Here is a 20,118-nt window from a genome sequence, read left to right as displayed (position 1 = left end):
CCCTGAGGCGGGGTCACGTCTTCTCCTGTCCTTCCTTCTCCGTGCGGCGTACGTGCACGGCCGTGGGGTACGCCAGCAGAGCCGTCGAGATGAGTTCTGTTAATGCGTAGCCGACCGCGGCGCCCAGGGGACCTACGGTCATGGTCAGGATGACCATCGCCGGCACACCGATGACCGTACCCACCAGCGTGGCTGTCATCACCGTACGCGCCCCGCCCGCGGGGAAGAGCACGTGGCGCGTCATCGAGGTACGCAGCGAGAACAGCGCGAAGGCGAAGCCCAGCACGACGACGACGTCGGTGGAGGCTGCCGCCTGCTCGCCGAAGAGGAGACCGCTCACGGCGGCCCCCGCCGCGCCGAGCACGATCCATCCGGCCAGCCCGAATGCCCCATGGGCCGACAGCGCGATCTTCAGGCGCCGGGCACGGGCGGGGCCGCTCACTTCGGCGCTCCAGCTCTGCAGAGCGTTCGCAAGTGTGTAGGGCAGGAACGTGCCGAGCTTGAGCAACTTGTCGGCGGAGGCGAAGCCGGCGGCGGCGACCCCCGGCGAGAGAACGTTCACCAGCGGAGTGGGGACCGCTGAATAGGCGCCGAGCGCGGCATCGTTGAGCGCCACGGGCGCGCCGGTGCGGAAGAGCGAGGGGATGCGCGAGGCAGCGGGCCACCGTCCGCGGTAGTCGCGGAGAATGCGTCGCGTATACAGGGCCGTCCCCGCGACGGTGACGACGATCCCCGCCACGGGGTAGAGCTCGACCGGCCCCTGCGCCGCGATCGCGATCGCTGCGATGATCGCGACGCCGAGACGCGGCAGCGCATCGAACCCGGCGATCGCTCCGGGCGAACCGATGCCGACGGCGAACCACGTGAACGAAAGTGCGATGAGGGCGCCTTGCAGACCCATCAGGACGGCCAGCAGCTCCCACCCCGGCGATGCGACCAGCACACAGACCACGGCCATGAGGGGAAGGACGACGAGGGCGGTCAGGAGGCGTACGACCAGCGCCTCTCGGTAGAGCGTGCCGCGAGCAGGGTCATCCGGCGCGATCGCGACAAGTGCGGGACCTATCGTGGTCCACCCGTAGGCGACGGCGATGGCCGCGAACGTTCCGACCGCCTCGCCGGCGATCGCGCTCGCCCACCCGTCGGGGCCGGCACTTCGTGAGACGGCGGGGAGAACCAGGAGGGGCGACACCGCGGCGATCGCCGGCAGCATTGTGAAGCCGGCAAGCCGTCGCCACAGGGGAGGGGGAGGGTTCATCGGCGCGCACTCGTGCACGTCTCGGTGAGGACCTCGGCCGTCTCCGCGGCGGCGCTGTCCCAGCTGAACGTCGCTGCGTGCGCCGCTGCGCGGCTCCTCTCCGCGACGGACGGTGGGGTGCCGGTCGCGCCGAGGATCGCTTCGGCCAGCGCGGAGGGCCGTCGGGCATCCGCGTACGTCGCGACGTCCCCGCCGACTTCGCGCAGAACAGGGATGTCATGAGCCACGACGCGGCAGCCCCGTGCCATCGCATCGATGATCGGGAGTCCGAAGCCTTCCGCCAGGGACGGGCAGACGTATACGTCCGCCACGGCATACAGGGCCTCCAGCTCCGCGTCCGACACCCAGCCGGGCAGGAGCACATCGGCCTGCAGGCCGAGAGTCTCGATCAGCGGGCGAAGGGGGTCGCTGCTCGGGTCCGCGCCGGGGATCACCGTGTACGGGCGCCGCGAAGGGTCGATCGCGGCGATGGCTCGGAGCAGACCGTCGAAGTTCTTGTGGGGCATGCGGTTTCCGACGCTCAGCACGACCGAGCGGCGGCCCGGGATCTCCCACGCGCTCGGCGCGTCGGGGCCGGGTTGCAGCGGGGGCGCGCTGGCGCCGTTGTGCACGACCCGGATCCGGCTCGGGTCGACCTTCAGACGCTCGATGATCGACCGGCGTGCGGCCTGCGAGATGGTGATGACCGCGTCGGCGGTGCGGGCCGATCTTCCCATGAGCCATGACGTGACCCCGCGGGAGATCCGCTCCGCGGCGGCGCCGCGCACCTCGTCGTAGATGACATCGTGGATGGTGGCGACGCGGGGCATCCCCCGCACGACGGGTCCGAAGTTCTGAGGGGTCCACAGCAGGTCGCCTCCGACCCGCCGCGCCGTGCGTTCCGCCAGGAAGACCTCGCCGGCCGCCCAGCCGACCTTTCCGTCCCTCACAGACCGTGAGACACGCACGGTCCCGGGGAAGAAGGCCTCCACGCGTTCCGCCCCGACGTCATTGGCGAGCGCAACCCAATCGGCCTCGGGAACGCGATCGGGCAGGCGGCGCAGAAGCTCGCGGGCGTAGGTCTCCGTCCCCCCTCGCCCGCCCGTGTAACCGAGAAGGTCTACGACGATCCGCACGGGCTCAGGACTCGATGATGGCTTCGGGCGGCGACTCGCGTCGCGGGATCGTCAGCACACCGGCGAAGAAGCTCATCATGATCGTCTGGAACCCGAGCATGAGTCCGAGTGCGCTGGGGAGCGCGATCCGTACGACTTCGGCGGCGTCCTGCGCCCCGAAGTCCAGGCCGCCCCAGCGGATGACCTGCACGATCCCGACGAGGATGCCCGCGACGAAGAGCGCGAGACCGACCAACAGGCCGCGCTCCGACGACCACCTCGAGATGATCGACCGGTAGCGGGGGCTCGCGGGTAGGAAGGCCTCCTGCGTGGCGTAGAGCTTGGTCAACCAGGCGAACAGCAGCGATTGATATCCGATGACGCACAGCGCCGTCGCGTAGACCATCGTCGTCACGTCGAAGCCGATGTCGCCGATCCGCACCGGGCCGACCGCCAGGATGCCGACGGCCAGGGCTCCGAGGAGGAAGGCGACGAGACCGGGGTAGATGAAGAGCCAGCGCGGCGAGAAGAGCAGGAGGAAACGGAGGTGTCGCCATCCGTCGTGCCAGCTGCGCAGATGCGGGGGTCGAGAGCGTCCGTCCTTCTTCAGCGTCGTCGGCACTTCCTCGATGCGGTAGCGGGAGAGCGACGCCTTGACGACCATCTCGGAGGCGAACTCCATGCCGGTCGTCTGCAGGTCGAGCGCCGCGATGCGGTCGCGATTGAACCCGCGCAGGCCGCAGTGGAAGTCGCCGATGTTCGGACGGAAGAAGAGCTGGCCGATTCCCGAGAGCACGGGATTTCCGAGGTACTTGTGAAGGGGAGGCATGGCTCCGTCTGCGATGCCGCCGCGGAAGCGGTTGCCCATCACGAGGTCGGCGCCGCCGCGGAGCCGGTCGACGAACGGCTCGAGGGAGGTGAAGTCGTAGCTGTCGTCGGCGTCGCCCATGATGATGTAGCGGCCGCGGGCCTGCTCGACGCCCTCGATGAGCGCGGCGCCGTACCCGCGACGACTGGCTGGTACGACACGGGCGCCCAGACGACGCGCGATGTGCTGCGAGCCGTCGGTGCTGCCGTTGTCGGAGACGAGGACCTCACCGGCGATGCCTGTGCGCTCCAGGAATCCCTGTGCCTTCCGGATGCACACCTCGAGGGTCTCCGCCTCGTTGAGGCACGGCATCAGGATGGTCAGTTCGAGAGAGTTCCGTTCAGGAAGACCGTCCATCGGGGTCCTTTCCTGCGCGGCGCGCGCGCCGGCGTGATGTATGGGGTCGTTGTATCGCGTCGAGGATCGCGTCGACCGTGCGCGCGATCGTTCGGTCTTCCACGGCCTCTTCGTACCAGGCGCGGGTGGTGCGCCGGAGCTCGTCGCCCTGCCGCACGGCGCGGACGATCGCCTCCCCGAGGGTACCCGGTTCGACCGATGCCGCGATGTAGCCGTTCACCCCGGGTTCGATGAGCTCCGTGGCGGCATTGCCCTCGTCCGCCACGAGGACGGACGGCGTGCCGTGGGCGGCGGCCTCGACGACGACGAGGCCGTAGCCTTCCCGGCGGGACGGATGCACGAGACATGCTGCGCGGGCGAGGAGGTCGTGGAGTTCCCGCTCCGATACGAATCCCGGCATGTCCGTCCATTCCTCGGACGCTGCGGAATCGATGGCGCGACGGACGGCGGGGGTGGACGACCCCTCACCGAGGATCACGAGGTGAAGACCGGGAACGCTCTGTCGCGCCGCTGCCACGGCGGCGGGGATGTGCTCGACACGCTTGTCGGGAATGTGGCGGCCGACGTAGAGGGCGAAGGGCGGGTCGGTCCGTTCGAGTCGCGGGGTCACCTCGAGCGCCCTGTCGATGAGCCCGGGGCTGACGAGCAGCTCCCCACGCAGGCGTTCGGCGCGCAGTCGCCGCGCGGAGAGCTGCGAGTGACACGTGGCGACGGGTGTGAGTGCGATCGCGGTCCGCTGGAGGACCCACCCGACGGTTCCGGTCAGCGGGCCCGCGTACTCCTGCCACTGAGCGCGACCCCAGACCTCCAGGTAGTCGATGAGGACCCGGGTGGTGGATCCGCGCAGAGCCATCCGGGCGGCGAACACGTTGAAGACGGGCAGCCCGCTCACGATGACCGCGTTGAAGCGGTCACGGTCGCGCCTCAGCCTGCGGTAGAGCCCGAAGGCGTACGAGAGGGCGGCGGCAGTGCGGCGCACGCCGCGCTCATCGTAGAGACGAAGTCGTCCGCACACCTTCTCCACGTCGAAGGAAGCATCGTCGGCCGCGGACCCCCAATCGGCAGTGAGGTAGGTGACACGATGACCGCGGCGGACGAGGTCCTCGGCGAACGCACGGTACTGCCGCTCCCCGCCTCCGGTGGTGGCGGGGAAGAGGCAGTCGTACGCGATGGCGATGCTCAAGGGGGACACCGTCAGCATCCTCGGATCCGGAAGACACGAGCGTCGGGTCCCTCTGCATCGACCAGTGTGAGGTGCTGCCCCTCGTCGAGGTTCACAATGCCCCCGTGACCGGCCGGGTCGGTCGTGCCCATGACATCCCGGCTTCCGAAGTCCACGACATAGTCCACGCCGACGCGGCTCACGGCTGCGCAGACGGCCGGATCGGCGTCGATGCGCGAGAGGTTCTGCGCGAGGAAGGTCTCGTCCCCGTCCGGGAGGCCGAAGATGTGCGGCTCCGTGACGGGTATGCCGGTGAAGGCGTAGGCGAGGTTCGCTCCGGTGCGCGGGCTGGCGATGATGAGGGATTCCGGTTCGGCGTATGTGCTGAGACGCTCGAGCACGGCGCGTTCCTCGGCCGTGAGGAGGAGGGCGTCGTCCCGGTACTGATGAGCCTCGTGCACTTGTGCCAGGGCCATCGACACGTTGGGGCCGAGAGCGGCGCTCGCCAGCACGGCGCCGGCCGCCACGAGGCCTGCGTTGGCCCACGCCGTCGGCCTGCGAGAGGCCTGCGCGCTCACCCACCACGTCCGGGTCCACCGGGGGATGGCCGAGGCCAGATCCGTGATGCCGAGCGTGGCGATCGGGATGGCCGCTATGGGGAGGAGTGCCGCGAGCCTGTTCGGGTCGCTGTACCACGGGTCGGTGAGGACCGCGCGCAGCGGGTTGTCGACCGACGTTCCCGCTGCCAACACGTAAAGCAGGGTCGCGACGGCGAACGGCATGGCAAGCGGGATCCGCTGTGGGCGCCGTACGAGGGCGACGAACCCCAGGAGGAGGCTCACGGCGATGACGGCCGTCGGCACGTACCCGCGTGGGGTCACCGTGAGGGCGTGGTAGAGGGCCGAGGACGTGCTCTCCCACGGCGTCCACCCCCATACCGCGGCGTTGGTGGTGGCGACGCGCCACAGTGCGGCGCCCGCGGCGAGCAGGATGACGGGGGCGGCCGCGGCGAGCGCGATCGCGAGCCGGGTGCGGCGGCGGACGGCCACGACGACGAAATCGGCGACGAGATACGCGCCGGCGAAAGCGAAGGTGGCGACGAAGGCGTTGGGGTGTGCGAGGAAGACACCGACCATCATGGCCGCCAGCAACAGCGCCGCCAGGACACGCTGCCGGCCACCTGAGACGTGGCGGAGGAGGACCAGCGACGCGAGGGCTGCGGGGATCAGGGCGTAGCCGAGGGCGTTCGGGTAGAGCACCCCCCAGTTGTAGAAGAGCGCGGGAAAGGCTCCGAAACCGGTGGCGAGCATGCCCGCGGCGACGAGCGCGATCCGCCGTCCGGGGAAGAGCTGCGCGGCGAGGGCGAGATTGCCCGTGGGCCACAGGACGGCCACGATCGCCAGGTTCACCGCGTTCACAACGATCGGGACGGAGGCCCCGGACAGAGCCGCGGTCAGTGCGGCCGGCGCGTGCCAACCGCTCGGGTAGAACGGGATGTCGGAGGTCGCGCCGATGGAGAAGGGGGAAGCGTTCGCGGTCTCGATCGCGTACCGCACGGTATTCAAGTGAACGATGTTGTCGAAACGCTGAGCGATCGTATCGGGCGCGCCGAAGGCGGTGGCGAACTGGATGCCGATGACGGCGCAGGCGACCAGGGCGACGATCGCCGCCGTGACGCGCAGGGCGGTCCGGTCGGCTGAGGGCCTCTGGGGTTCGCGGATGAGTCGGATGGCCCCCGCGATCCCGACGGCGACCGCTGCCACCACCGCGACGGGCAGCAGTCCCCAGCGAAGGCCCACCAACGGGGCGAGCACCGCGGACGCGCCGACGATCGACACGGACAGGGCGGGGGCGAACAGGAGCGGACCGACGCGTCGAACGCCCCAGCCCGCCGCCACGACGGCTGCACCGGGGACGACGAGGATGCCCACCGCGATGAGGAAAGCGGGCACAGCATCCCACCATGCCCCGACCATGTGCGTCCCGTCCGTCGTCCTCAGTAGCAATCTGACATCGTATCCGAGCCCTGCTGAGAAGCCCGCAACGCGCGCTCGGTAGGGTGAGGGGGGCGTTCATGAACGGCGCCGCGTCCCACGTCTCGTGAATTCAAGGAGCGACACCGCTATGGATCTTCTCATCGTCGGCTCCGGATTCTTCGGCCTCACCATCGCCGAGCGGGCCGCGGCATCCGGCCGAAAGGTCACGGTCATCGACCGTCGCCACCACATCGGCGGGAACGCCTACAGCGAAGACGAAGAGCAGACCGGGATCGAGGTGCATCGCTACGGCGCCCATCTCTTCCACACGTCGAACCCCACGGTGTGGGAGTACGTCAACCGCTTCACGACCTTCACCGATTACGTGCACCGCGTGTACACGAACCACAACGGCGTCGTGTATCCGCTCCCGATCAACCTCGGCACGATCAACCAGTTCTTCCAGGCGGCGTACTCGCCGACCGAGGCGCGCGCCCTCGTTCACGAGCTGGCCGGGGAGTTCGACGCGAAGGATGCCGCGAACCTCGAGGAGAAGGCGATCGCGCTGATCGGCCGCCCCCTCTACGAGGCGTTCATCCGCGACTACACCGCCAAGCAGTGGCAGACCGACCCGAAGGACCTGCCGGCCGAGGTGATCAGCCGGCTGCCCGTGCGTTACACCTACGACAACCGTTACTTCAACGACACGTGGGAGGGTCTGCCCACGGACGGATACACCGCATGGCTGGAGCGGATGGCCGACCACCCGAACATCGACGTGAAGCTCGACACCGACTTCTTCGACACCGCCCAGCCGCTCAACAAGGCGGCGACGGTCGGGCAGGTGCCCATCGTCTACACCGGACCCGTGGATCGTTACTTCGACTACGCCGAGGGCGCTCTGTCGTGGCGCACCCTCGACTTCGAGGAAGAGGTGCTCGACGTCGGCGACTATCAGGGCACGAGCGTCATGAACTACGCCGATGCCGGCGTGCCGTATACGCGCGTCCATGAGTTCAAGCACTTCCATCCGGAGCGCGCCGATCGCTATCCCGCCGACCGGACCGTCATCATGCGTGAATACTCCCGCTTCGCCACGCGAGACGACGAGCCGTACTACCCTGTCAACACTCCGCAGGACCGCGCGGGCCTGCTGGCCTACCGCGACCTGGCGAAGGGGGAGAAGGACGTGCAGTTCGGCGGACGCCTCGGCACCTACCAGTACCTCGACATGCACATGGCGATCGGTGCCGCGCTGTCGATGTGGAACAACCAGCTCGCCTGAGCGCGCGCCTCGGCGGACGCCCAGGTGCGCGCCGGTAGGTTGTTCTCTGCTTCTCCTGGCAATGACGGAATGGACCCCGCAGCGTGAATGACAGCGCCCGACTGCGCCTCGCGCGACTGGCTCAAGAGCCGTTGACTCAAGTGGCGTCCGCCGCTCGGTTCTGGCCGTCGGTGCGCGCCATCGTCGGGCATCGTCACCTACTCGGCCTGCTTGTCCGTCGCGACATCAAGGCGCGCTACAAGGACAGCGTCCTCGGCCTGCTGTGGACGCTCATCAACCCGATCGTCCAGCTCACGGTGTACTACGTCGTGATGGGACAGTTCCTGGGTGCGGCACGCGGCATCCCCGACTTCGCCATCTACATTTTCTCCGGGCTCACCATCTACGCGCTCTTCAGCGAGGCGCTCACAGGGTCCACGGGCTCCATCGTGGCCAACGCGGGGCTGGTGAAGAAGGTCTACGTCCCGCGCGAGATCTTCCCGCTCTCCGCTCTCGGAGCCGCGATGTTCACCTTCACCGTGCAGCTGGGCGTCCTCATCCTTGCCTGCATCGTCCTGGGGGCCGCGCCGATCAGCCTCGGCCTCGTCTACTTCGTGCCGTCCGTCCTCTTGATCATCGTGTACGGCGCGGCGATCGGCCTCGCGCTCTCTGCGCTGAACGTGTATCTGCGCGACGTGCAGTACCTCACGCAGGTGCTTCTCATGCTCGCGATGTGGTCTTCGCCGATCGTCTACGGGTGGACCATGGTGAACACGGTCTTCGACCAGTTCGGACTCCCGGCCTGGCTCCTAGAGGTGTACACCAACAGCCCGCTCACGCTCGCCGTCCTCGGATTCCACAAAGCGTTCTGGATCGCCGGAACCCCCGCCGACTACCCACCGGACCTCGCGATGCGGATGGGGATCGCGCTGCTGGTCGGGATTCTTCTTCTGTGGCTCGGACAGAGACTGTTTTCGAGGCTGCAGGGAAACTTCGCGCAGGAGCTTTGAGATGAACGATTCGTCCGATTTCGCCGACGCACCCGATGTGGTGGTGGTCGATCGCGTGCACAAGAAGTTCGTGATCCGGCGCGACAATTCCTTGAAGGAGCGCATGGTCACCATGGGGCGCCGCGGGAGGGCGCATCGTGAGGAGTTCGAGTCCCTCAAGGATGTCTCCCTCCGCATCCCCGCCGGGTCGTCGATCGGCCTCCTCGGCCCGAACGGCTCGGGCAAGAGCACCTTGCTCAAGGTGATCGGCGGGATCATCGACGCCACCTCCGGTACCGTCCAGCGAAGAGGTCGCATGGCGGCGCTACTCGAGCTCGGGGCCGGGTTCCATCCCGATCTCTCCGGGCGGGACAACGTCTATCTCAACGCGTCGATCCTGGGCCTGTCCAAGGAGGAGACGGACGCGCGATTCGACGACATCGTCGCGTTCGCCGAGATCGGCGACTTCATCGACACGCAGGTGAAGTTCTACTCGTCCGGCATGTACGTGCGGCTCGCTTTCGCCGTGGCGGTTCACACCGACCCGGACCTACTTCTCGTCGACGAGGTGCTGGCGGTCGGAGATGAGGCCTTCCAGCGCAAGTGCATGGACAAGATCCGCCAGTTCCAGGCGGAGGGTCGAACGATCATCCTCGTCTCTCACTCCGCGGCGCAGGTCATGGAGGTGTGCGATCGTGGGGTCGTGCTCAGCAACGGTGTCCTCGTCTACGAGGGGTCGGCGGCCGAGGCGACGAAGGTCCACCGTGAGATCCTCGAGGGCAAGCGGAAGCGTGCGGAGGAGGACGCGCACCACGACGAGCCCCTTGCCGCAGAATCCTCGCTCGTGGGGATCGAACTCCTGGATGGTGAAGGCAAGGCTGTCCGCACCATCAGCCCCGGCGACAGGGTGACCGTGCGCTTGCGGCTTGAGCACGTGCGTCCTCTGGACTCCTGGAACACCAGCATCAGCATCGATACACCTCAAGGCCAGCAGGTTTTCGGCACCGGAACCCGCCGCCAGGAGCACGCGCACGGGCATGCAGCAAGCGGTCCGCATGTCGTCGACTACGAGATCCCCGATCTGAGGCTGGCGGGCGGTCAGTACTTCATCAACGCAGAGGTGAGTGACGCCGAAGGTGCTCCTTTGGACGTCATGTGGCAGGGAGCGACCTTCTTCGTGCCCCTCGATTTCGCTCAGACCGGGACCGTGCACGCCGCCGTCAACATCCGTGTCGACGGCTGACGACACGGACTCACACGGCCGCGAGGGATCCGTTCGATACCGCCTCGCGGACCCAGGCAAGCTGCGCTGCCAGGCCGTCCTCGAGGGAGACCCTCGGTCTCCAGCCGAGCAGTTCCGTGATCGACCGGGTATCCGCTCCCGTGCGCATCACATCCCCGTCCGCCCGTGCCCTTCGGTCAACGGGGACGTTCGTGCCGACCAGACGCTCGATGACGTCGAGAACCTCGTTGACGGAGTGGCTCCCGCCGCCCGAGACATTCAGAACGCTTCCCGCGGGGACATCTGCCTCGCCCGCGGCGGCGATTGCACGGACGATGTCTCCGACATAGGTGAAGTCGCGCACCTGCTCGCCGCTGCCGTAGAGGGGGACGGGTTCCCGGGTCAACGCGGCGCGGAGGAAGCGCGTGAAGGCCATGTCGGGCCGCTGTCGTGGACCATACACGGTGAAGAACCTCAGAGCCACGGTGGGAACGCCGAAGTTTGCCGCGTACAGCGAGCACAGGTGTTCCCCCGCCAGTTTCGTCACCCCGTATGGGCTGCGCGGGCTCGGGCGAGCCGTCTCGTGGGTCGGGTAGATCTCGGCGTCGCCGTACACGGAGGATGAGGATGCGTAGACGATACGGGGTGGGCGTGCCGATGCGGTCGCGTACTCGAGGAGCCGTTGTGTCGCCGTGATGTTCGCTGCCGTGTAGAAGTCGAAGTCCCGCCCCCAGGATCCTCGCACCCCGGGTCGCCCGGCCAGATGGTAGATGACGCTCACCCCCTCCAGCACGTCCTCCAGACGGTCCTTGCTCAGATCGGCTCGCACCAGCGTGAAGTCGGGGTGCCCGAGCGAAGCCGCGTTCCGCTCCTTGAGGCTCGGGTCGTAGTAGCTGTCGAAGTTGTCGACCCCTCTTACCGTGATGCCTCGGCTCGTCAGCGACCGGACCAGCGTGCTACCGATGAAGCCGGCCGCGCCGGTGACGAGAGCTGTCATGCGTTCCCTTCTGGACCGGAAAAGCCTACCCCTCGTGTTGCGTCGTCGCCGCGGGCAAGGGTCCGCGGATAGTGTGGAGGACGACTCCGTGGCGCCCGACCTCGGAGAGGGACGGGAACGCGAACGTCATGAAGGTGTGCGTCTACACAACACTCCTCGGGGGGTACGATGACCTGCTCGAGCAGGACGTCGCCGCCGGTAGCGAGGCGGATTTCATCTGCTTCACCGACGACGCGGACGTTCGGTCGGAGACGTGGCGCACCCACCTCGTCTCTCCGCGGTACCCGCAGGATATCCACCGCAGTTCCCGGGTCTACAAGATCCTGGGGCACGAGCTCTTGCGCGAATACGATGCGACCCTCTGCATAGACGCCTCCGTGAAGCTCCGGGCAACGCCCGAGAAGATCATCGAGGACTGGCTCGAGGACGGCGTCGACGTGGCGATGGCGGCTCACAGCTTCCGCGAATCGGTGCTGGCGGAGTTCGACGAGGTCATCCGGCTCAACTACGACGACCGCTTCCGGGTCTACGAACAGCTCAACGACTACGCCGTCTCATACCCCGATGTCCTGGCGATGAGGCCCCGCTGGGGAGGGATGATCGTCCGCCGTCGGTCGGAGTCCGTGGACAGAGCCATGCGTACGTGGTTCGACCACGTTCTTCGATACTCCCGACGCGACCAGCTGTCGCTGCTCGTCGGCCTCCTGGAGGAGGACGTCGCGCTTCGCACGCTCGAGGTCGACAACTTCGACTCCGTGTATCACGAATGGCCGGTCATCGCGGGGAGAAAGGTCGAGCGGGGTAAAGCACCCGCGCTGCCGAGTGGTCCGCTCATCGCCGACCTCAGAAGAGCGCGCGCGCGGATCGAGGAGCTCGAGCTCGCGCTGGAGGAGCTCGATGCCGACACGGTGAACACCCTTCGTCACCGGGTCGAGCAGCTCACCAACGAGATCTCTGAGGGAGTCGCGGAGCGCTCGAGACTCGAAGCTCAGATTGACGCGCTGCGGCGTCAGGTCTGGGAGAGGGAGGTCGAGCTGGCGCGTTCGACGGGCATCTCCTCCTCCGCGCGAGCGCTTGTCCGGGCGGTCGGGATGCGCCTGCAGCGGGGTACCCGGCAACGACCTAGCTGAAGAGCGCTTCGAGTTCCGACCCGATGGCCGCGGGGGAGGTGCGGGAGGCGATCGACCGCATCGCGTCGAGGCCGGCGCGCCATTCGGGACCCCCACGCGACGCCTCGGCCTGCTCGATGGCTCGCAGGATCGCCGCCTCGTCCGGATCGGTCTCGACCCAGAACGGATATTCGGGTGGGAGCCATCGGGCCGCCTCGGGTTGGCCGCGCTGGATGAGGATGTTGGCGCCGCAGGCCGCAGCGGTGAATCCCTTCAGGAAGGGCTTGTGGTGGTCGAGCGCGCGAGGCCTGCGTATCGCGTAGTGCATGTCGAAGGCCGCGATCGATTCCAACCACCCGGTGTCCTGCCGAGCGGTGCTCACGGGAACGAAGGTCACGTGATCCGCGATTCGATCTGTGCGGACGGTGTTGACGGGTTCCCCGAAGTAGCCGATGCCCGTCTGCAGTGGCTTGTCGCTGTGGCGCTGAAGCGCCTCCGCGACGCGCGGATCTACATGGTGATTCAGCAGCCGGATGTCTGCTCGGGGAAACTCGGTGCGATAGGCGTCGTAGGCGCTCATCGACGCGGCCACGACGACGTCGACTGCGTCTATGAGCGCGTCATTGATCCCCTCGTCGACCGGGTCGAGGAAGAGCCTGTTGCCTTGTCGTCGCCAGCGCTTCCAAAGGTCGAGGTCACCCGTCTTCATCACACCCTTCGTGAGGAAGATGTCACTGCGCCTGATGCTCGGGTCGACCGGCGCACAGGAGATCGTCCGGGACGACAGACCCGACGACTGTGCGATCTCGGAAAGTTGCTGCCCGCGCATGACGGATGTCCCCGATTCCGCGAAGCGCGGTTCGACGACGAAGACGAGGGAGCGGCGCGATGGCCGTCGGAACAGGAGCACGGAACGATTCAACCCCACGCAGGCGTACGGTTACCGCCAGAAGCCGCGATGAGCGGCCGCGGCCTCGTCTTCGAGGACCGGACCGACCACGGCGATCTCGCGCTGTCCCCGGGCGAACACCTCGCGGCAGGGGAGCGAGAACGTGGGGTTCTCGGGATGCGCGCCGGTCAGCTCGAGCAGTCGCCGTTCCGAGAGGGCGTAGACGACGCGGTCGATGCCGCTCCAGTACGCGGCGCCGGCGCACATGACGCACGGCTCCGCGCTGGTGAAGAGCGTCGAGCCCGCCATACCCGCGGCGCCGAGTGACCGCGACGCCGCGGCGACCGCCCGCATCTCGGCGTGCTGAGTGGGGTCACCATGTGGCGATAAGGAGTTGTTACCGAAGGACGCGACGGTTCGGCCGACCGCGTCGACGACGATCGCCCCGAAAGGGTGCGCTCCGTCTTTCCGCGACTGGTCGGCGACGCGGATCGCAGTGCGCAGGTGCTCTCGATCAGTGTCGGTGAGTTCATCTGTCATCCTGTGACACCTTCCTCGAAAGCGGTCTGGATCACATCGTACGAGCGGGGCCATCGGGGTGTCGCCTTGCAGGCGTGGTGAGCGAGCACAGGCGCCCTCCCCGCGTAGGGTGTCGCTGTGTCCCGACGTATCTTTCCCTTCGCCGCCGTGGTGCTCGTCGTCGTCCTCGCGTCGTGCACACCCGATCCGGCCGCCTCGCCGGGCGTGACGGGGTCTCCGTCGGACTCGGCGGCGCCGTCTCAGCCGGGTGCACCGGCCACCCCGTCGGGGTCCGCTTCGCCGACGCCGACGGCTTCTCCCACCCCCGACAGCGAGATCGAACGGATCGTCGCCACGCTCGGACTGACGGACTTCCGCTTCGAGGGCGACGCCGAATACATCGCCCAGTGGGGTGTGGGACTTCTCGAGGGCAGCGAAGTCCGCGTGTACGAGTTCGCCTCTGAGGACGACTTCCTCACCTATCTGGACTCGGTGGCGCCCTACGGGATCACGATCGATGACTTCGTCCGTGTGGGTCTCTACGCCGTTGCGCCCACCGATCGCGGGCAGATCGATCGGATCCGAGCCGCACTGGCGTGAGGCTCATAGGGATCGCGGGCGGCCATAGACTCATCCGGTGACCACCGCCGTCGGAGCCCCGGGATCGCCGCGGCGCTACCTCCACGCGCTGTGGCTGCTCTCCGCGCGCGATCTGAAGGTGCGATACGCCACGAGTGCGCTGGGGTATCTCTGGTCGATCCTCGACCCGCTCGTCATGAGCGCGATCTACTGGTTCGTCTTCACCCAGGTGTTCCAGCGCTCCGTCGGCGAGGACCCGTACATCGTCTTCCTCATCACCGCGCTGCTGCCCTGGGTATGGTTCAACACCGCCGTCGGCGACTTCACTCGGGCGTTCAACAAGGATGCCAAGCTCGTGCGCTCGACAGCGATCCCGCGATCGATCTGGGTCGGCCGCATCGTGTTGAGCAAGGGCATCGAGTTCCTGTTCTCGCTGCCGGTGCTCGCGATCTTCGCGATCGTGTCCGGCGCTGCGGTCGGGTGGGGCATCCTGCTCTTCCCCCTCGCGGTCGCCCTGCAGGTCTCGCTGCTCGTCGGGCTCGGGCTGATCGTGGCGCCGCTCTGCGTGCTCTATTCCGACCTGGAGCGCACGACGAAGCTGATCCTCCGCGCGCTCTTCTACGCGTCACCCATCATCTACAGCGTCGGGGACCTGCCGGGCATCTTCCCCCAGCTGGCAGCCTTCAATCCGCTCTCCGGGATCTTCATCCTCTACCGCGCCGCGTTCTTCCCCGACCAGTGGGACACGTTCGCCGTCGCGGTCGGCGCGGCGATGAGCATCTTGTTCCTCCTCCTCGGGCTCGTGGTCTTCCGGGCGCTCGAGCGACCCGTGCTGAAGGAGCTGTGATGGCACCCCCCGCGATCGAGGTCCGCGACCTCGGCGTCCGCTTCCGACGGAACAGGCGCGGGCGGCGCAGCTTCAAGGACCTCTTTTCCGACTCGTCGAGGCGAGCGCGCCCGGGAGAGTTCTGGGCACTCCGCGACGTCTCCTTCGACGTGCAACCCGGGGAATCGATCGGCGTCGTGGGGCGCAACGGCCAGGGCAAGTCCACTCTTCTCAAACTCGTCGCGGGGGTGATGCTCCCCGACGAGGGCCATGTGCGGGTCAATGGGGGAGTGGCCCCGCTCATCGAGATCACCGGTGGGTTCGTCGGCGACCTGACGGTACGGGAGAACGTGAAGCTCACGGCGGGACTCCACGGGATGAATCGCGCCGAGGTGGATCGCCGCTTCGACGGGATGATCGACTTCGCGGAGCTCGAGGACTTCGTCGACACTCCGTACAAGCACCTGTCCAACGGGATGAAGGTGCGGCTCGCATTCAGCGTCGTCTCACAGCTCGAGGAGCCGATCCTCCTCGTCGATGAGGTGCTCGCCGTGGGGGACAAGGCCTTCCGCGAGAAGTGCTACACGCGCATCGACGAGCTGCTGGCCGACGGGCGCACGCTCTTCTTCGTCTCTCACAACGAGCGCGACCTGCGGCGCTTCTGCACCCGTGGTCTGTACCTCAGCAAGCATCACCTCGCGATGGACGCGCCGATCGACGAGGTGCTGGCGCGGTACAACTCCGACCACAGCAGTCCCTAGCTGCGATCGGCCCGCCGACGAGGTCGGCAGCGGTGTCTGGGCGCGACGGGGTGGGGCCTCTTGCGGGATTCGCTCCGGCGATGCAGGGCACGCAGAGATCCGATTCGGTGCTCGAGAGGCGTTGCCGTAATATCCGTTGCGCTGGGGAGCGGCGGGGTATTCAAGTGAGGTTCTCGTGCTCCGTGGCAGGCACTCCACTCTCGGCGTGATGGTCTTCTTGATCTGTGCGATCAGTCTTCCGCACCAGGCCCACGCTTCCCCCTCCGTCTCCACCGCGGGCCCGGCGGTCGCGCGGGCGCAAGTCGTCTTAGGCGAGGAAGCGGCGCGCCGGTACATTCTCGCGGAGACCAACGAAGCGCGATCCGCGGCGGGGTTGGCTCCGGTGTCGGCTCATGAGGTGCTGAACGAGGTGGCGCAGTCGTGTTCGCAGACGCAGGCTGCGAACGACGCCATGGCTCACTGCACGGGCTATCAGTCGCGGTACCCGGTCGGATGGACTGCAGCCTCCGAGAATGTCGCGATGGGATATTCGGTCGAGTCTGTCGTCGATGGATGGATGAATTCCGAGGGACATCGGGCGAACATCCTGCGTGCAGATGCGACGCATCTCGGCATCGGCTATGCGGTCTCTTCGAGCGGACGCCCGTACTACACGCAGAACTTCGCCAGCTACCCGCGAGCGGTCGGTGTGGCCGCCGAGGTGCCGATCTTCCGCTTCTACAGCCCCGCGTATCGCGGCCACTTCTACACAGCCAGCGCAGCCGAGCGCGACATGATCCGGGAGCGGTGGGCCGATGTCTGGAACTACGAGGGTTCTGCCTATACAGCGTTCACGACTCAGGTGCCCGGGACCGTTCCTCTCTTCCGGTTCTGGAGCGCGGAGTACGCCGGCCATTTCTACACGGCTCATGCGGGCGAGCGAGACGAAGTGATCCGGAGGTGGCCGGACGTCTGGTCGTACGAGGGTGTGGCCTATTACGTCTATCCGTCCGAATCGACTGTGCCGCAGACCGTGCCCGTCGCACGCTTCTGGGGCCCGACCGTTCGGCATCACTTCTACACCGCGAGCCCCGGCGAAAGCGACTACGTTCGCCAGAACTGGTCGTCGACCTGGGTCTACGAATCGACCGCTTTTCGGGTTCCTGCTGCCGGCGCCCCGCCGCGCTGAACCCCACGGTCACTCGCCGCGGGGGACTCCGTCCGTCTCGCGGGCAGGAAGAGGGCGCGGCGCTGGCGCTCAGCCTCGAGGCGTGAGCGGCGGCATCGGCGACCACGAGCGGTCACGCGCGAGGCGGAGCCCGTCGCGCATCCCTCGGAAGAGGTTGCTCGTGCCGCGCACCGTGCGCTCGACGAAGAACAGCCGGATGAGCTCCTTCGCGAAGGTCAGAGCCGTACCTGCCGCGAACCTCACCGGCCGGTACGCGCCGTGGGTCTGGAAGTAGTGCTTCATGTGCCCGCGGTTGCGCATGATGTAGTACCGGTACGCGTTGCTCGAGGCGTTGAGATGACGGATGCCCATGTCCCACTGCTTGATCTCGCGCGTGCGCTTGAGGACGAACTCGTTCACGATCACCGAGGTGGTGTGCTGCGAGGCGAGCCAGCCGTACACCGAGTCGTCCCAGTAGATGAAGAAGCGAGGGTCCGGGAGGCCGATCTTCTCGACGATGTCGCGGTGGATGAACATGCCCTCGAAGCATCCCGAGTTCATCTCGCGGTAGCCCCGTTCGTCGAAATCCGCGGGGGCGAAGGGGATCGGGATGCCGAGGGGGATCGACAGGCGGTACTGCCAGTAGAACTCGCTGCCGTCGTAGTCGTAACGGCGCCCCTGGACGCTCTTGAAGCGCGGGGCCCAGGCTCCCATCCGCGCGAGACCATCGGGGATGACCTCGACGTCGTCGTCCATGAGCCAGATCCACGTCGACCCCAGGTCGTACGCCGTGCGCATGCCCTCGCTGAACCCGCCCGATCCGCCGGTGTTGGTGTCGAGGCGGCGGTAGACGAGCTCCGTTCCGAGCCGGTCGCGGAAGGACTCGACGACGTCCGTCGTGTCATCCACCGATGCGTTGTCGATCACGACGACGTGGCCGGGCTGCGGGTCCATCGAGGCGATCGACTCGAGGAGCCGGGAGAGCAGGCCCGAGCGGTTGTACGTCACGATCGCGATGGTCGCCGAGGCCGGATCGAACGCGGAGCCGGTGCGGCTCTGGGGTGTGGTCTCCGGCGATGTCACGCGGCCTCCTCGAAACGGCGGCGCCACGCCTCGGTCGAGACGAGGTCGGGCAGGGCGGCGCGGTACTCGCGCTGAAGCTGCGGCCAGCGTCGCACGAGCGAGCGGTGAAGTCGGACCGAATCCGTCAGCATCCGGCGATACTTCGCGCGGTCGCGCGTGTAGATGTTCTTCCCGGACCCGTCGGCGGCGCTCACGATCGCGCTGTCGTAACGCGGAATGCGCCACCAGTGCGCATCGAGCTTTCCGAACTCGGCCTCCGGCTGCGCGAGGTTCTCGGCTTGGGGGCCGTGGAACCAGTGCGCGACGAGGGTCCGGGCGGTGAACAAGCGGAGCCGGATGCCGGTCGGGTTGTCGTAGACGTTGAACCGGAGCTTCTTGAACACCTGCCGCCCGCGCCGCGAACGCATCGGCACACCCGTGTCGCGGTGCACGACCGTCTCCGGGAAGTCGGCCGCGAGCTCCCGTGCCGCGGGCATCGCGGTCGCCAGCGTGCGCCACATGTGCGCGGGGCCCTGCATCAGGTCTCGCAGGGCACGGTGCCGCAGCGCGACCGGGTAGTACTGCATCATCATGAGGTGCTTGAGGTCGACCCTGCGGCTGTGGCGGGGGAGCGTGCCGCCCGCGGGTGCGTTCGAGTGCAGGAGCGCCGCGACGATGCGGTTGCGGGCGTGGAAGTAGGCCTGCCAGTCGATCGAGTCGTCCTTGCCGACCCACGACACGTGCCACAGCGCGACGCCGGGCAGCGACACCGTCGGGTAGCCCGCCTCTCGCGCGCGCAGGCAGTACTCCGCGTCGTCCCACTTGATGAAGGCGGGAAGCGACAGCCCCACCTCGCGCAGGATCTGCGTGGGGATGAGGCACATCCACCAGCCGTTGTAGTCGGCGTCGAGGCGCATGTGCAGGAGAGGCGACTGGCGCAGGTTCGCGACGGAGAAGTCGTGCGGCATCTTCTCCTGGAAGAGGTTGCGCCACATGAAGGGCGTCTCGTCGACGACCTCCGCCCACGCGTGGAGGCGCGGCCGGTCGAGCAGATCGAACATGTGCGCGCCGACGATCGTCGGGATGCTCGTGTAGCGACCGAAGGTCACCGACCGCCGGATCGACTCCGGCTCGATGCGCACGTCGTCGTCGAGCAGCTGCACGAAGTCGCTCTCTCCGGCGTCGAGGGTCTCGAGCATCGCGCGCGCGAACCCGCCCGATCCGCCGAGGTTCGGCTGGCGGATGACCCGGAGCCGTTCGCCCAGGCGTTCGGCGACCTCCGTGAAGCCCGGCTCGTCGGCGACGAGCTGCGTGCCCTGGTCGATGAGGTAGATGCGGTCGATCACCTCGAGGGCCCCGGGCGCGTCGGCCAGATCCGTGAGAGTGGACACGCAGTAATCGGGCTTGTTGAAGGTCGTGATGCCGAGGGAGGCGCGCCCCGAGCGCACGGGCTCCTGCTCGGTGGTCCACTCCGCGCCCTGGAAGGTCACCGCCGCCTCGTCGGCGACGATGTCGAACCAGATCCAGCCGCCGTCGCTGTACTGCGTCAGAGCGACGTCGACCGAGGTCTCGGCGCTGCCGGTGACCTCACGCGTCTCGAGCCGCTGCTTGGTGCCGCCGCCGTTCGAGCGGTAGACGAGGATCGTCGCGGGCCCGTCGGTGCGCACCGTGAGCCGCACCTCGCGCACACCCGTCCAGTGCTGCCAGTACGACGCCGGGAAGGCGTTGAAGTACGTGCCGAACGACACGCGGCGGCCGGCGACGATGCGGGCGCTCGATCGCCCCAGCACGTTGCCGAGGTGAGCGACGCTGGACACGCGGACGGGCTCCTCGTCGATGACCGACCAGGTCTCGGGGTCGGCGTAGAGGGGGAGCAGATCGGGGTCGCGTTCGAGGGGGAAGACGACGTTCTGGAGGACGTGTGTCACAGGGGCATCTCCGAAGGGGGTCGGCGGGCGCGAGGCGTCGAGCCGAGAAGGAAGCCTACCCCGGAGACCGTGGCGACTCCTGGGGAAGCGCCGGGCCCGCCGGATCCGCCG

At 67.7% G+C, this 20,118-nt stretch carries 18 protein-coding genes; 8 read left to right on the top strand and 10 right to left on the bottom strand.

Annotation, left to right across the window (positions count from 1 at the left end):
* Window positions 1-13: 13 nt before the first annotated feature.
* Genes RYJ27_RS08845 through RYJ27_RS08825 form a run of 5 tightly spaced genes read right to left on the bottom strand, consistent with a single transcriptional unit; the run spans window position 14 to window position 6,715 of the window.
* Complete coding sequence (locus RYJ27_RS08845) at window positions 14-1,258, bottom strand: lipopolysaccharide biosynthesis protein (RefSeq protein ID WP_330169956.1); 1,245 nt, start codon at window positions 1,256-1,258, stop codon at window positions 14-16.
* Window positions 1,255-2,373 carry a glycosyltransferase family 4 protein gene (locus tag RYJ27_RS08840; RefSeq protein ID WP_330169955.1) on the bottom strand — a complete coding sequence of 373 codons (1,119 nt, stop codon included), beginning with the start codon at window positions 2,371-2,373 and terminating at the stop codon, window positions 1,255-1,257. The genes RYJ27_RS08845 and RYJ27_RS08840 overlap by 4 nt, the downstream gene beginning before the upstream one ends.
* A 4-nt stretch (window positions 2,374-2,377) precedes the next feature.
* Entirely contained in the window at window positions 2,378-3,577 is a 1,200-nt protein-coding gene (locus RYJ27_RS08835; protein WP_330169954.1) for a glycosyltransferase family 2 protein, read from the bottom strand.
* Complete coding sequence (locus tag RYJ27_RS08830; protein WP_330169953.1) at window positions 3,561-4,769, bottom strand: glycosyltransferase family 4 protein; 1,209 nt, start codon at window positions 4,767-4,769, stop codon at window positions 3,561-3,563. Before RYJ27_RS08830 ends, RYJ27_RS08835 begins: the two co-directional genes overlap by 17 nt.
* A gap of 2 nt (window positions 4,770-4,771) precedes the next feature.
* Window positions 4,772-6,715: a DUF6541 family protein gene (locus RYJ27_RS08825; RefSeq protein ID WP_330169952.1), complete on the bottom strand. Its 1,944-nt coding sequence runs from the start codon at window positions 6,713-6,715 to the stop codon at window positions 4,772-4,774.
* Between the two features lie 148 nt (window positions 6,716-6,863).
* Between RYJ27_RS08825 and glf the strand changes: the two genes are divergently transcribed.
* The 3 genes from glf to RYJ27_RS08810 all read left to right on the top strand — a co-directional run bounded on the left by glf (window position 6,864) and on the right by RYJ27_RS08810 (window position 10,211).
* Window positions 6,864-8,000 (top strand): UDP-galactopyranose mutase, encoded by a 1,137-nt coding sequence (gene glf, locus RYJ27_RS08820; RefSeq protein ID WP_330169951.1) that lies wholly within the window; start codon window positions 6,864-6,866, stop codon window positions 7,998-8,000.
* 83 nt (window positions 8,001-8,083) lie between these two features.
* Window positions 8,084-8,989 (top strand): ABC transporter permease, encoded by a 906-nt coding sequence (locus tag RYJ27_RS08815; RefSeq protein WP_330169950.1) that lies wholly within the window; start codon window positions 8,084-8,086, stop codon window positions 8,987-8,989.
* A 1-nt stretch (window position 8,990) separates the two neighbouring features.
* Entirely contained in the window at window positions 8,991-10,211 is a 1,221-nt protein-coding gene (locus RYJ27_RS08810) for an ABC transporter ATP-binding protein (RefSeq protein ID WP_330169949.1), read from the top strand.
* Between the two features lie 10 nt (window positions 10,212-10,221).
* On the opposite strand, the gene RYJ27_RS08805 is transcribed toward RYJ27_RS08810, so the two are convergent.
* Entirely contained in the window at window positions 10,222-11,187 is a 966-nt protein-coding gene (locus RYJ27_RS08805) for an NAD-dependent epimerase/dehydratase family protein (RefSeq protein ID WP_330169948.1), read from the bottom strand.
* 128 nt (window positions 11,188-11,315) lie between these two features.
* Here RYJ27_RS08805 and RYJ27_RS08800 point away from each other — a divergent pair, with 128 nt between their 5' ends.
* Window positions 11,316-12,317 carry a glycosyltransferase domain-containing protein gene (locus RYJ27_RS08800; RefSeq protein WP_330169947.1) on the top strand — a complete coding sequence of 334 codons (1,002 nt, stop codon included), beginning with the start codon at window positions 11,316-11,318 and terminating at the stop codon, window positions 12,315-12,317.
* On the opposite strand, the gene RYJ27_RS08795 is transcribed toward RYJ27_RS08800, so the two are convergent.
* Both RYJ27_RS08795 and RYJ27_RS08790 read right to left on the bottom strand, forming a co-directional pair.
* Window positions 12,310-13,206, bottom strand: a complete 897-nt coding sequence (locus tag RYJ27_RS08795) for a hypothetical protein (protein ID WP_330169946.1) — start codon at window positions 13,204-13,206, stop codon at window positions 12,310-12,312. The two genes, RYJ27_RS08800 and RYJ27_RS08795, sit on opposite strands and share 8 nt — an antisense overlap.
* A gap of 30 nt (window positions 13,207-13,236) precedes the next feature.
* Window positions 13,237-13,725 carry a nucleoside deaminase gene (locus tag RYJ27_RS08790; RefSeq protein WP_330169945.1) on the bottom strand — a complete coding sequence of 163 codons (489 nt, stop codon included), beginning with the start codon at window positions 13,723-13,725 and terminating at the stop codon, window positions 13,237-13,239.
* Between the two features lie 117 nt (window positions 13,726-13,842).
* Between RYJ27_RS08790 and RYJ27_RS08785 the strand changes: the two genes are divergently transcribed.
* The 4 genes from RYJ27_RS08785 to RYJ27_RS08770 all read left to right on the top strand — a co-directional run bounded on the left by RYJ27_RS08785 (window position 13,843) and on the right by RYJ27_RS08770 (window position 17,038).
* On the top strand, window positions 13,843-14,304 hold the full coding sequence (locus RYJ27_RS08785) for a hypothetical protein (protein WP_330169944.1): 462 nt from the start codon (window positions 13,843-13,845) through the stop codon (window positions 14,302-14,304).
* A 37-nt stretch (window positions 14,305-14,341) separates the two neighbouring features.
* Window positions 14,342-15,130 carry an ABC transporter permease gene (locus RYJ27_RS08780; protein WP_330169943.1) on the top strand — a complete coding sequence of 263 codons (789 nt, stop codon included), beginning with the start codon at window positions 14,342-14,344 and terminating at the stop codon, window positions 15,128-15,130.
* A complete protein-coding gene (locus RYJ27_RS08775; RefSeq protein ID WP_330169942.1) occupies window positions 15,130-15,870 on the top strand; it encodes an ABC transporter ATP-binding protein in 741 nt (246 codons plus the stop codon). The genes RYJ27_RS08780 and RYJ27_RS08775 overlap by 1 nt, the downstream gene beginning before the upstream one ends.
* 208 nt (window positions 15,871-16,078) lie before the next feature.
* Complete coding sequence (locus RYJ27_RS08770; protein WP_330172034.1) at window positions 16,079-17,038, top strand: CAP domain-containing protein; 960 nt, start codon at window positions 16,079-16,081, stop codon at window positions 17,036-17,038.
* A 69-nt stretch (window positions 17,039-17,107) separates the two neighbouring features.
* Here the strand turns inward: RYJ27_RS08770 and RYJ27_RS08765 are convergent, their stop codons facing one another.
* The gene (locus RYJ27_RS08765; protein ID WP_330169941.1) at window positions 17,108-18,100 is read right to left on the bottom strand and encodes a glycosyltransferase family 2 protein; all 993 of its coding nucleotides are present in this window, start codon (window positions 18,098-18,100) and stop codon (window positions 17,108-17,110) included.
* Window positions 18,097-20,007, bottom strand: coding sequence for a glycosyltransferase (locus RYJ27_RS08760; protein ID WP_330169940.1), 1,911 nt, complete (start codon window positions 20,005-20,007; stop codon window positions 18,097-18,099). The genes RYJ27_RS08765 and RYJ27_RS08760 overlap by 4 nt, the downstream gene beginning before the upstream one ends.
* Window positions 20,008-20,118: the final 111 nt, after the last annotated feature.

This window comes from Microbacterium limosum (genome assembly GCF_036324365.1).
In the GTDB taxonomy this organism is placed as follows: Bacteria; Actinomycetota; Actinomycetes; order Actinomycetales; family Microbacteriaceae; genus Microbacterium; species Microbacterium limosum.
Note: the sequence above shows the minus strand (reverse complement) of the source record. Positions and strands in the feature narration are given on the sequence as shown.

Coding starts and splice junctions, on each gene's coding strand:
- RYJ27_RS08775 (WP_330169942.1), top strand. CDS start 15,130: ATGGCACCCCCCGCGATCGAGGTCCGCGACCTCGGCGTCCGCTTCCGA.
- RYJ27_RS08805 (WP_330169948.1), bottom strand. CDS start 11,187: ATGACAGCTCTCGTCACCGGCGCGGCCGGCTTCATCGGTAGCACGCTG.
- RYJ27_RS08835 (WP_330169954.1), bottom strand. CDS start 3,577: ATGGACGGTCTTCCTGAACGGAACTCTCTCGAACTGACCATCCTGATG.
- RYJ27_RS08770 (WP_330172034.1), top strand. CDS start 16,079: ATGGTCTTCTTGATCTGTGCGATCAGTCTTCCGCACCAGGCCCACGCT.
- RYJ27_RS08790 (WP_330169945.1), bottom strand. CDS start 13,725: ATGACAGATGAACTCACCGACACTGATCGAGAGCACCTGCGCACTGCG.
- RYJ27_RS08800 (WP_330169947.1), top strand. CDS start 11,316: ATGAAGGTGTGCGTCTACACAACACTCCTCGGGGGGTACGATGACCTG.
- RYJ27_RS08845 (WP_330169956.1), bottom strand. CDS start 1,258: ATGAACCCTCCCCCTCCCCTGTGGCGACGGCTTGCCGGCTTCACAATG.
- RYJ27_RS08825 (WP_330169952.1), bottom strand. CDS start 6,715: ATGGTCGGGGCATGGTGGGATGCTGTGCCCGCTTTCCTCATCGCGGTG.
- glf (WP_330169951.1), top strand. CDS start 6,864: ATGGATCTTCTCATCGTCGGCTCCGGATTCTTCGGCCTCACCATCGCC.
- RYJ27_RS08810 (WP_330169949.1), top strand. CDS start 8,991: ATGAACGATTCGTCCGATTTCGCCGACGCACCCGATGTGGTGGTGGTC.